The sequence below is a fragment of the Pseudomonas sp. yb_9 genome (assembly GCF_043103635.1).
Taxonomy (GTDB): domain Bacteria; phylum Pseudomonadota; class Gammaproteobacteria; order Pseudomonadales; family Pseudomonadaceae; genus Aquipseudomonas; species Aquipseudomonas monteilii.
On sequence record NZ_JBICKA010000058.1, the window covers coordinates 61,323 to 72,905 of the forward strand.

The 11,583-nt window shown below is 63.8% G+C and carries 9 protein-coding genes and 1 pseudogene; 3 read left to right on the plus strand and 7 right to left on the minus strand.

The annotated features are described in order from the left end of the window. Nucleotides 1-133: 133 nt before the first annotated feature. From ACF8MI_RS16560 to ACF8MI_RS16570, 3 genes are all read left to right on the plus strand, one after another. The gene (locus tag ACF8MI_RS16560; RefSeq protein WP_104834727.1) at nt 134-1,462 is read left to right on the plus strand and encodes an MFS transporter; all 1,329 of its coding nucleotides are present in this window, start codon (nt 134-136) and stop codon (nt 1,460-1,462) included. Between the two features lie 197 nt (nt 1,463-1,659). Further along, nucleotides 1,660-3,180, plus strand: coding sequence for an apoptosis inducing factor family protein (locus ACF8MI_RS16565; RefSeq protein ID WP_156866948.1), 1,521 nt, complete (start codon nt 1,660-1,662; stop codon nt 3,178-3,180). Between the two features lie 71 nt (nt 3,181-3,251). Then, nucleotides 3,252-4,262: an aldo/keto reductase gene (locus tag ACF8MI_RS16570; RefSeq protein ID WP_060499378.1), complete on the plus strand. Its 1,011-nt coding sequence runs from the start codon at nt 3,252-3,254 to the stop codon at nt 4,260-4,262. A 69-nt stretch (nt 4,263-4,331) separates the two neighbouring features. Here ACF8MI_RS16570 and ACF8MI_RS16575 read toward each other — a convergent pair. The 7 genes and pseudogenes from ACF8MI_RS16575 to benC form a co-directional block, all read right to left on the minus strand. After that, nucleotides 4,332-4,466, minus strand: a pseudogene (locus tag ACF8MI_RS16575) (LysR family transcriptional regulator); the annotation flags it as partial. 60 nt (nt 4,467-4,526) lie between these two features. Beyond that, nucleotides 4,527-5,597, minus strand: coding sequence for a metal-dependent hydrolase (locus ACF8MI_RS16580; protein WP_060499377.1), 1,071 nt, complete (start codon nt 5,595-5,597; stop codon nt 4,527-4,529). A 74-nt stretch (nt 5,598-5,671) separates the two neighbouring features. Further along, a complete protein-coding gene (locus ACF8MI_RS16585) occupies nt 5,672-6,922 on the minus strand; it encodes an OprD family porin (RefSeq protein WP_060499376.1) in 1,251 nt (416 codons plus the stop codon). Between the two features lie 54 nt (nt 6,923-6,976). Next, nucleotides 6,977-8,176 (minus strand): benzoate/H(+) symporter BenE family transporter, encoded by a 1,200-nt coding sequence (locus ACF8MI_RS16590; RefSeq protein WP_200929352.1) that lies wholly within the window; start codon nt 8,174-8,176, stop codon nt 6,977-6,979. Nucleotides 8,177-8,230: 54 nt separating this feature from the next. Next, nucleotides 8,231-9,559: an aromatic acid/H+ symport family MFS transporter gene (locus ACF8MI_RS16595; protein WP_200929351.1), complete on the minus strand. Its 1,329-nt coding sequence runs from the start codon at nt 9,557-9,559 to the stop codon at nt 8,231-8,233. Between the two features lie 57 nt (nt 9,560-9,616). After that, the gene (locus tag ACF8MI_RS16600; protein WP_200929350.1) at nt 9,617-10,378 is read right to left on the minus strand and encodes a 1,6-dihydroxycyclohexa-2,4-diene-1-carboxylate dehydrogenase; all 762 of its coding nucleotides are present in this window, start codon (nt 10,376-10,378) and stop codon (nt 9,617-9,619) included. 192 nt (nt 10,379-10,570) lie between these two features. Continuing rightward, nucleotides 10,571-11,581, minus strand: coding sequence for a benzoate 1,2-dioxygenase electron transfer component BenC (gene benC / locus ACF8MI_RS16605; RefSeq protein ID WP_060499372.1), 1,011 nt, complete (start codon nt 11,579-11,581; stop codon nt 10,571-10,573). Between the last annotated feature and the right edge of the window lie 2 nt (nt 11,582-11,583).

The following is an 11,583-nucleotide window of genomic DNA, read 5'->3' on the forward strand; positions in this document are numbered from 1 at the left end:
GCTCGGGCACAGCAGCCTGGGCCAGGCACTGTGCAAAAGCACAAAGACAGGCCGACTGCAGTCCCCGAGACTCGTCAGGGCGAGCGCCGGCACAGGCGACGCGGCGACAACCATAACAACAGAGAACCCGATCATGGCACACAGCCTCGCCCCTGACCAAGGCACGGACACCACCCGCAACGCGCTGTATCGGCGCATCACCCTGCGGCTGATTCCGTTCATTTTCATCTGCTACCTGTTCAACTACCTGGACCGCGTCAACGTCGGCTTTGCCAAGTTGCAGATGCTCGACGCCCTGAAGTTCAGCGAAACGGTGTACGGCCTAGGCGCCGGCATCTTCTTCATCGGTTACGTACTGTGCGGTTTGCCAAGCAACCTGGCGCTCAACCGGTTTGGCCCTCGGCGCTGGATTGCACTGATGATGATCGCCTGGGGCAGCCTCTCCACCTGCCTGCTGTTCGTCACCACCCCCACCGAGTTCTACACCTTGCGCCTGTTCACCGGCGCCGCCGAAGCCGGCTTCTTCCCAGGTGTGGTGCTGTACCTCTCGCGCTGGTTCCCGGCGGCCCGTCGCGGGCGCATCATGGCCCTGTTCATGTCGGCGATCCCGGTGTCGGGCTTGCTCGGTGGGCCGTTCTCCGGCTGGATCCTGCAGCACTTCGCCGCTGGCCAACACGGCCTGGCCGGCTGGCAGTGGATGTTCCTGATCCAGGGCCTGCCGACCGTTGCCCTGGGCATACTGGCGGTGTTTTTGCTCAGTGACGGCTACCAGAAAGCGCCTTGGCTGAGTACGGCGGAACGCCAGCTGATCGCAACCGACCTGGAAGCCGATGCTGCCAGCAAACCAAGCACTGCCGGCGACAGCGTACTGGCCGTTTTGACCAACCCGCTGATCTGGACCTTCGGTTTCGTCTACTTCTGCATCCAGAGCGGTGTGTACGCGATCAACTTCTGGCTGCCATCGATCATCAAGAACATGGGCTTCGACAACCCGCTGCTGATCGGCTGGCTCAGCGCCGTTCCGTACCTGCTGGCGGGTGTGTTCATGATCCTGTGCGGGCGCTCGGCCGACCTGCGCAACGAACGGCGCTGGCACCTTGTGGTGCCGATGCTGATGGGTGCGATCGGCCTGCTGATTGCGGTGAACTTCGCGGGTAACCCGACCATTGCCATTCTTGGCCTGTCGATTGCCACCATGGGCGCGCTCACCGGCCTGCCGATGTTCTGGCCAATGCCCACCGCGCTGCTCAGTGCCGGTGCCGCTGTGGCCGGTTTGGCCATCATCAACTCGGTGGGCCAGATGGCGGGGTTCCTCAGCCCGTACTTGGTGGGGTTCATTAAGGACCAGACCGGTTCCACCGATGCCGCACTGTATTCGCTGGCGGCGCTGATCGTGCTGGGTAGCCTGGTAGCCTTGCGGGTAACGCGGGCAGGTGCGCTGAGTACTGCAAAGGCCAGTTGAGCCCATTCGCGGGCTCGCCCGCTCCCACAGGACCGCCACAGTGTTCGAGCTCGTGGTGATCCTGTGGAAGCGGGCAAGCCCGCGAAAAGGCCAGCCCAGGCCACGCACAATCCACACCCTCCACCGATCGTCAGCTCAACGCATCCCCTGCCCGACCCAGGCGTCAAATGGTTCCAAAGACCCCTTTGGAGAACCTCATGACCCAGCACGCCGTCGCCCTCCTGAGCGAGCTCGACGAACACCGTCCTCTGCGTGTTCAGGCCGGTAGCGAAGAACTTGTCCTCATCCGCCAGGGCGACCAGGTTCGGGCCTACCAAGGCCATTGCCCCCACGCAGGCGCCCCGCTCGACGAAGGTGTGGTTTGCGGTGGCCTGTTGGTGTGCCCTTGGCATAAAGCGGCCTTCGCGGTTGACGATGGCGTGGTCTGCGAGCCCCCGGCGCTGGCCGACCTGCGTCGCTACAAAGCCTGGGTCAAGGGCGATGAAGTCTGGGTCGATGACCAGCCCCTGCCAGCCATCGAGCCGCCACGCCACAGCGATGCCCGCTGCTTCGTCGTGGTGGGTGCTGGCGCCGCTGGCAGCGCTGCAGTCGCTACGTTGCTGGCCCACGGCTTCGCCGGCCGGCTGGTGTGGGTCGATCAGGAACGCCAGCCCGCCTACGACCGCACGGCCCTGAGCAAATTCGTGATTGCCGGGCAGATGCCGCCCGATGAAGTCCCCGCCCTGCTTGATGCCGACGCCTTGCGCAAGGGCCAGTTGGAGCGCAAGCACGGCAAGGTGCGCACACTCAACAGCCAGAAACGCCAGCTGACGCTCGCCGACGGCCAACAGATCGATTACGACGCCTGCCTGCTGGCCACCGGCGGGAAAGCACTGCGCCCGGACATCCCCGGCGCCGAGCTGCCCGGGGTGTTCACCCTGCGCTCACGGGAGGATGCCGCCCAGTTGCTCGATGCCGCCGAACCCGGCCAACCGGTGGTCATCATCGGTGACGGTTTCATCGGCCTCGAAGCCGCCTCGGCATTGCGCAAGTACGGCCTACAGGTGCACGTGGTCACCCGCCACGAAGTCCCCCTGGCCCGGCAGCTGGGTGAACGCATCGGCCGCAGCATCCGTGAGCTGCATGAGCGCAAGGGTGTTACCTTCCACGGCCCTACTGAAGTTCAGCGCATCGAGGGGCAGGACAACGTCGAAGCCGTGCAACTGGCCAACGGAGAACGGCTTCAAACACCCTTGGTGCTGCTCGGCACGGGGGTAAAACCGGCCACTGCCTTCCTCCAGGGCGTGCCGCTGACCGAGGACAAGTCCGTGAGGGTCGACGCAGAACTGCGCGCTGCCGATGGCCTGTGGGCGGCGGGGGATATCGCCACCTTCCCGCTCACCGGTCGACCTGTGCGCATCGAGCACTGGCGTCTGGCCCAGCAACACGGGGTGATCGCTGCAGCCAACATGCTTGGCGAGCAGCGCCGCTATGCCGATGTGCCGTTCTTCTGGACTTTCCAGCACGGCCGCACTTACGAAGTGCTTGGCCACCCCCGGGACTGGAACCGGATCGAGTTCGTCGGTGAGCCGGAAAAAGGCGATTTCATTGCGCTGCAGTGTGTGGATGAACGGGTTGAAGCCGTGGTCGCCAAGGGTTATTCCGATGCCATGGCAACGCTGTCGCAACGCATGAAACGCCCGTTAAGCCTACAAGAGGCTTTGGCGCTAATTGGCTGAGGTCCGCCTTTCAATGCGCCCCGGTTGTGTGTAAAACAGCGGGATCAGCCGACTGAAAAGGACCCAAGCGCATGATCTACCGCCCCCTCGGCCGCAGTGGCCTGCAGGTATCCGCCCTCACCCTGGGTAGCATGATGTTCGGCGAGCAGACCAGTACCGAAGACGCCCTGCGCATCATCGACAAGGCCTGGGACCAGGGCATCAATTTCATCGACACTGCGGACGTTTACAACGCCGGGCGCTCGGAAGAAATCGTCGGTGAAGCGGTGGCACGCCACCGTCAGGACTGGATCGTCGCCAGCAAGGTCGGCTTCGGCCCGGCCGATGGCCTGCCCAACCGCAGCGGGCTGTCGCGCAAACACATCTTCAATGCCCTGCAGGCCACCCTCACCCGCATGGGCATGGACTACCTGGACATCTACTACCTGCACCGTGAAGACCACAAGGTGCCGCTGGAAGAGACCGTGCTGGCCATCGGCGACTTGCTGCGCCAGGGCAAGATCCGCTACTGGGGCGTGTCCAACTTCCGTGGCTGGCGCATTGCCGAGGTCTGCCACATTGCCGAGCGCCTCGGGGTGCCCAGGCCGGTGGTGAGCCAGCCGCTGTACAACATCGTCAACCGTCAGGCCGAGCCCGAGCAACTCACTGCCGCCGCCGCCCATGGCCTGGGCGTCGTGCCGTTCAGCCCGTTGGCGCGTGGCGTACTCAGTGGCAAGTACGCGCCGGGGGCGGTGCCGGATGCCGGCAGCCGCGCAGGGCGCCAGGACAAGCGCATCATGGAAGTGGAGTGGCGCCAGGAGTCGCTGGCCATCGCCCGGCAGATCCAGGCTTACGTTGAGGCCAAGGGCGTGGGAATGGTTGAGTTCGCCATTGCCTGGGTGCTGAATAACCAGCTGGTGAGCTCGGCGATTGTCGGGCCGCGTACCGAAGCGCAGTGGGACACCTATGGCGGTGCATTGGCGGTGAAGATCACGGCGGAGGATGAAGCGTTCATCGACTCGCTGGTAACGCCGGGGCATGCATCCACGCCGGGGTTCAATGATGTGGCGCATTATGTGAGCGGGCGCTTGGCGCGCAGCTGACGCATTGGGGAGCCCTGCGCCGGGCTCCCGGTCCTCCCTTTCCCCAATCACCCCGGTATTGTGCGATGGCGGCCACAGCGAGGTCACGCGCTGCTGCCAGGCCACCGTGCGGGTCAACAACTGTGAGTCTTCCTTGGGTGCGCCAATAGGCACCGCAACGTCTACGCCCTCCTCGACCAGGTCGACGAAGCGGTCGGTGAAACGATGAGTCATCGAACCGGCATAAATGGGGCCGAAGCCAGCTAATGCAAGGCCACAGGCTGGCTAGGGCGTGTTCGGGGCTTGCCTCATGTACGCGTCTGTCCAGGCGGCCAACGGCAGTGGTGGCTGCTGGTCGACAATACGCCGCCAGATCAAACGCAGGTCATTACCGTTGAACATCGAGCCAGGCCCACTGCCTTGCCACCGCGAAGGTACGTCGGCAACCCAGTGCCCCTGGCGGTCACGGTGGGCCATGTTGAAACGGAAGGTGTAGTTGCCAGGGATGCCCATGCGCAAGTCGGTCACCACCAGCGCGTCGCCCACCTGGTCGTAGCGCAGCCAGTCATCGGTAAACCAGCGCAAACGCTGGTGCAAAGGGCTTCCTGCCAGTGCTTTCGCCAGCTGCAGATTACGCGGCAAACGCTGCATTTCAGGCGCTTGCCGGTCAAACCCGCTGCTGATGCCCTCGTAGTAATCACCTTCCTGGGTCTTGGCCAGTACGCGCCAGACCAGACTGTTGAAAGCGAACGGCACGGCGCGCACTTCACTGGCGACAATGCCTTGCTGATCCAGTGCCGCCTGGAAGCGCTGCTCTGCCGCCATACGCCCGGCAAGGCCGAAACCCAGGTAAGCGGTACTGAACACCAGCGCCAAGGTCAGCAGACGTGTCGCCTTTGCAGTCACTCCCTTGAAGATGGCGTAGATAACCGCCGCCAGCAGCGGCAAGGTGTAGACCGGGTCGATGATGAACACCGCCGCCCAGCTTTGCGGGGTGGCCTGCAAAGGCCAGAACAACTGCGTACCGTAGACCGTGAAGGCATCTAGCAACGGATGAGTAACCAGTACCAGCCAGAACGCCACAAACAACCTGGACAAGGTGTAACCCTTGCCAGGCCAGCATTTGTGGACCAGCCAGGCCAGTAGCAAGGCCAGCCCGGTAAGCACGAACAGCGAGTGGGAGAACCCGCGGTGGTAGGTCATCTGCGACACCGGGTCGGCGTAGCGGATGATCACGTCCAGGTCGGGCAGCGTGCCCAGCGCAGCGCCATACAGCAACGCGCGCCGCCCCTGGATGCGGCCAAGCACGGTACCCTGCAGGGCCGCGCCGAGTAAGGCTTGGGTGATGGAGTCCAAGGGTCGCGCTCCTGAAAGGGATATTTGCGCAAGCTACCTTCATACGACCTCGGTGCACAATTCCCTTGGCTGGCTCAGAACAGCTGCCAGGTGTACACCAACGTCAGGCGGTTTTCGTCGATGTCACTGCGGTAATTGGAGCGCGCCATGGCGTTCCTCACCCGAATCCCCAGCCCCTTCAGCACGCCGCTCTGCACCGCATAGCCAATGTCCAGGTCACGTTCGCGATCCCGCCCTTCGTAACCCAGCCCGGTATCGACATTGTTACCGGTTATGTACCGCACAGTCGCCGTCAGGCCCGGTACGCCCAGGGCGGCGAAGTTGTAGTCGTAGCGCACCTGGTACGAGCGCTCATCGGTGTAGGCAAACTCATACGTCGGCACCTCGTTACCCAACGGCGAAATGTTGGCGAATACCCGAGGGAACGGGCTGTCGCCATAGATGCCCTGGTAGCCGGCATGGAAGCTGTGCCCGCCATGCCGGGCGGTGAACATCGAGAAGAATGCCTGGTTGTCGATATTGCCCAGCAGCGCATCGCCATCCTCACGCGCGGTGAAATAGCCCAGGTTTGCGCTAAGCACCCAGTCCCCTACTGGCTTGCTGTGCTTCAGGCCGACAAAGCCTTGTTCATAGATGTCTTCCAACTGCCCGTACCACAGGCTGACGCTGCTCTGGTTGGCGTTGAACGCATAGTCCCCGCCCACGTAGTTGAAGGCATCGCTTTCAGCCTGGCGCATCGGCACATGGCCGAGCATGGCGTTCATCTTGCCGTCGCCGCCTTCGTTACGCAGGTGAGTGCTTTTCAGGTGGCCGGCCTGCAAGGTCAGCCCGTCGATTTCCGACGAACTCAAACTGGCGCCCTGGTAAGTCGGCGGCAACAGGCGGATATCACTGAATGTCAGTACCGGCAGGTTGGGTTGCAGTTCACCGATGCGCACTTCGGTCTTCGACAGGCGGGCCTTGAAGGTAGGCGCCAGGCGGCTGTACTCGTCGGCGGCACGGCCATCGCCATGCACCGGCAGCAGGCCGGTATTGGCCCGGTCGGGGCTGCTGTCGAGCTTAATACCCAGCAGGCCCAGCGCGTCCACGCCAAAACCGACGGTACCGGGGGTGTAGCCCGACTTGAAGTCGAGGATGAAGCCCTGGGCCCACTCCTCGGCCTTGGACTGCTTGTTGGCCCCGACGATGTCAGAGAAATCGCGGCTGAAATAGTAGTTGCGGGCACTCAGGGTGGCCTTCGAGTCCTCGAAAAAGCCGCCTTCGGCAGCCAGCAGTGGTTGGCTGAGCAAAGTCAGGCCCAGGGCGACACAAGGGGTGTGATTCATTCCGAAGCTCTCTTGATCTTGTTTTTATGGGTAAAGCGTTGGGAACACTGCAGTTCATGGGGTACGGCGCAGCACCTCCCGGGCACGTGGCCGATGCAACCTGAGCAGCGCATGGGCCAGCAGGCCGAACAGCAGCCCCCAGAACGCCGCCGACAACCCCAGGAACGCCACCCCCGAAGCGGTGACCAGGAAGGTGAACAGCCCGGCGTCGCGCTCGGCCGGCTCTGCCAGGCTGCGGGCCAGGGCCTCGCTGATGGCACCATACAGGGCCAAGCCGGCCAGGGCAGCGATCAGCGCAGCAGGAAAGGCGGCGAACAGCGACATCAACGTGGCGCCGGCAATGCCCAGCAGCAGGTACAGCGCACTGCCAGCCACCGCCGCCACATAACGCCGCCGCGGGTTTTCATGGGCTTCATGGCCGGTGCACAGGCTGGCGGTAACCGCCGCCAGGTTCAGCCCGTGGCAGCCGAACGGCGCCAGCAGCGCTCCAGCCAGGGCACTGGCGCTGATCAACGGGCTGGCGGGTGTGGCGTACCCGGCGTTGCGCAGTACCGCCATGCCTGGCATGAACTGCCCGGTGAGCGCCACCAGCACCATTGGCAAGGCCAGGCTGAATACCGCCGAAAGGCTGAACTGCGGCGTGACCCACTGTGGCGAAGCCAGTTCCAGCACCAGCGCCTCACTGCGAAACGCCCCGCTGGCAACGGTCACCAGGGTTCCCACGCACAGCACCGCCGCCACCGCATAGCGTGGCTGTAGCCGGCGCATCAGCACGTAGGTAACGAACATCGCCAGCACCAGTAGCGGCTGCACTGGCAGGGCGCGGAACACGTCGATGCCGAAGCTGAACAGAATGCCCGCCTGCACGCCGGCAGCGATGGACCCCGGCAGGCGCCCGATAATGCGGTCGAAGGCCCCGCTGATGCCGATCATCAGCAGAACCAGATTGGCCACCAGGTAAGCCCCCACGGCTTGCTCCAGGCCGAGTTGCGGCAAGGCGGTGACCAACAGCGCGGAACCTGGAATCGACCAGGCGATCACCACAGGTACCCGGTAGTGCAGGCTGAGCAGCGCACCGAGCACGGCACTGCCCATGGACACGGCCCAGACCCAGGATGACAACTGCTGGTGGGACAGGCCGGCGGCTTCGGCGGCGTGGAAGATGATCACCAACGGGCCTGCGTAGGAGATCATCGTGGCGATGCAGCCAGCGACGATGGCGGACAGCGAGCTGTCCTTGATCAGGGTTTTCATGGCACCTCTGGCGCGGCATTGGCCGGGCGCGGTGCCCGGCGCTTGTTCTTCGGGTCACGCCTGCGTCGCAAGGGCCTGGGCGTGCCGACGGCCACTGGCCAGGTGCACGGCCATGGCCAGCGCAGCGATTGCGCCAGGGATGGCGAACGCGATGAAGTTAAGTTGCAGCGGCAGGTTGATGCCCATCAGCGCGCCGCCCAGCAGCGGGCCGACGATGGCGCCGTTACGCCCAATGCCCGAGGCCCAGCCCAGGCCGGTGGAGCGCACCGACAGCCCATACATCTGCGCGGCGCCGGCATACAGCAGGATCTGCGTGCCGATGGTGGTGGCGCCGGCAATGAAGATCAGCAGGTAAAGCACCGGCATCGGGCTGTTCACCCCCAGCAGGCTGATCGACAGCGCAGCGGCAATGAAGAACGCCATCTTCACCTTGACCAGGTTGTAGCGGTCGCCCAGCCAGCCGCCCAGAATTGCCCCGGCCATGCCGCCAAAGTTCAGCGCCAGCAGGAACGACAGGCTCGAACCCAGGCTGTAGCCCGCGTTGGCCATCAGTTTCGGCAGCCAGGAACTGAGTGCATAGACCATCAGCAGGCAGCAGAAGAACGCCAGCCACAGCGCCAGTGTCCGTATGGCCAGGCCATTACGGAACAGCTCCAGCACCGATGCCCCGCTGCCTTTGCGGTCAGCGGCCTGCAACACGTCATCCGCCTGTACATCGCATTCCGGGTCCAGCCGCTTCAACAGTTTGCGAGCTTCTTCGGTGCGGCCCTGGTGCACCAGGAAGCCGATCGACTCAGGCAGGTAGTAGAGGATCACCGGCAACAGCAGCAGTGGCACGGCAGCGGCGAAGAACATCGACTCCCAGCCAAAGCGCGGCAGCATGAAGATACCCACACCTGCCGACAGCATGCCGCCCAGCGAATAGCCGCTGAACATGATTGCCACCAGCGTGCTGCGCAAGCGCTTGGGCGCATATTCGTTCATCAGTGCCACAGCGTTGGGCATCAGGCCGCCACAGCCCAGGCCGGCAATGAAACGGTAGATGCCGAACTCGCTCGGGCTGCTGGCAAAGCCATTGAGAATGGTTGCCCCCGAGAACAAGGCGAAACAGATGGCAATGCCCTTCTTGCGCCCGATACGGTCGGCCAGGCTGCCGAATGCCAAGGCGCCGAACATCATGCCGAACAGCGCGTAGCTGCCCAGCGCACCGGCCTGCAACGGGGTAAGCCCCCACTCTTTCATGATGACCGGCAGTACCACGCCGTAGATGAACAGGTCATAGCCGTCGAAGATCAGCAGCAGGCCGCACCAGGCCATGACCATCCAGTGGAACGGGGTAAAGCGCGCGTTATCGATGATCGGGTGTACGTCAAGGGTTCGCATGGCATCTGTCGCTCTTGTTTTTGTTGTGAGGGAAAACTGTTGCCTGGAAGTTGCTGCTCAGCCGAGGTCGCCGCCTCCTACCGGCAAGGTCACGCCGGTGATGTATGAGGCTTCGTCAGAGGCAAGGAACAGAATCGCGCCCACTTGCTCGTCGATGCTGCCGTAGCGGTGCATCAGGCTGCTGTCGAGGGTCTGGTCGACGATCTGCTGGTACCAGTGTTTTTCCTGTTCGCTTTGCTCGGCGCTGTTGCGTGGCACGCGACGGGGTGGCGCTTCGGTGCCGCCGGGTGCGGTGGCGTTGACGCGGATACCACGGCCAGCGGTTTCAAAGGCCAGGCACGCGGTGAGCGCGTTGACGCCGCCTTTGGCCGCGCCATAAGGCACGCGGTTGACGCCACGGGTGGCGATGGACGAGACGTTGACGATGGCGCCGCTACCGCGCTCGAGCATGTAGGGCAGCGCGGCATGGCAGCACCACAGGGTGGGGAACAGCGAGCGGCGCACCTCGGCTTCGATCTGCGCCACCTCATAGTGTTCAAAAGGCTTGGCCCAGATGGTGCCGCCGACGTTGTTGACCAGGATGTCGAGGCGGCCGAAGGTTTCCACTGCACTGGCCATGACACGGGCGCAGTCGGCGTGTTGTTCGAGGTCGGCGGTGAGGGTGAGCATGCCCTCGCCGGCCAGCTCGTGGACCAGTTCGGAACGGTCTACCGCGACCACTTGCGCGCCTTCGGCCTTCAGCCGCCAGCACACGCCCCGTCCGATGCCCTGTGCGGCACCGGTGACCAGGGCGACCTTGCCTTGGAATCGGTTGTTCATACGCAAATCTCCGGTTCGCAATAGCCCCTGAGGGAGCAACTGTCTTGCTCCAATCTGAAGCCCGCGCGATCATTGTGGGAGCGGGCTCGTCCGCGAACACGGGCAGAGCCCGTGCCATCCACCGCGCTGCCTGCTTCGCGGGCAAGCCCGCTCCCGCAGGGTCGGCGTATTGCTTGGAATAATTGGGAGTTGTCAGGCCGCTGCCGCGAACTTCTCGTAGTAGAAATTGGCCGGGGTAATGCCCTGCTCGCGCACGTACTGGCTCACCGCCTCGACCATCGGTGGCGGCCCGCACAGGTACAGGTCCACATCGCCATCGTTCAGGTGGCGCGGCTCGATGTGCTGGGTCACATAGCCCTTCTGCGGGTACTGGCTGTCCGGGTTGGCTACGCAGGCGCTGAAGGTGAAGTTGGGGATACGCGCTGCAAAGTCTTGCAGCCGATCCAGCTCGACCAGGTCGAAGTCATTGGTCACGCCATAGATCAGATGCAGCGGGTGTTCACTGCCCTGCTCGGCGATCTTTTCCAGCATCGCGGTGAACGGGGCCAGACCAGTGCCGCCAGCCAGCAGCAACAGCGGGCGCTGGATAGGCCGCAGGTAGAAGCTGCCCAACGGCCCCGCCAGGCTCATGCTGTCGCCGGCCTTGGCCAGGTTGGTGAGGAAGCTGCTCATCAAACCGCCCGGCACGTTGCGGATCAGGAAGCTGACTTCGCCGTCCTTCTGCAACGAACTGAACGAATAGGCACGGCTCTGCTCGCTGCCCGGCACCTTGAGGTTGACGTACTGCCCCGGCAGGAAGGCCAGGCGGCTGAGGGCCTCGCCCTTGATCGACAGGGCGATGGTGCTGGCCGACAGCTGGCGTACATCGCTGATGGCCGCCTCGAAGCTGGCCTGTTCGGTCTTGCACAGCTGCGACGAAGCCGGAATGCGGATCACGCAGTCGCTTTCGGCGCGCATCTGGCAGGTGAGCACATAGCCTTCAGCGATTTCGTCTTCGCTCAGGGCGTCTTCGATGAAGTTGTCGCCCAGCTCGTAACGCCCGGATTCGGCCTTGCATTTGCAGGTACCGCAGGCGCCATCGCGGCAGTCCAGCGGGATGTTGATGCCTTGGCGGTAGGCCGCGTCGGCCACGGTTTCATAGCCGGTGGCTTCAATGAAACGGGTAACCCCGTCTTCGAAATTCAGTGCGATCTGGTAGCTCATGT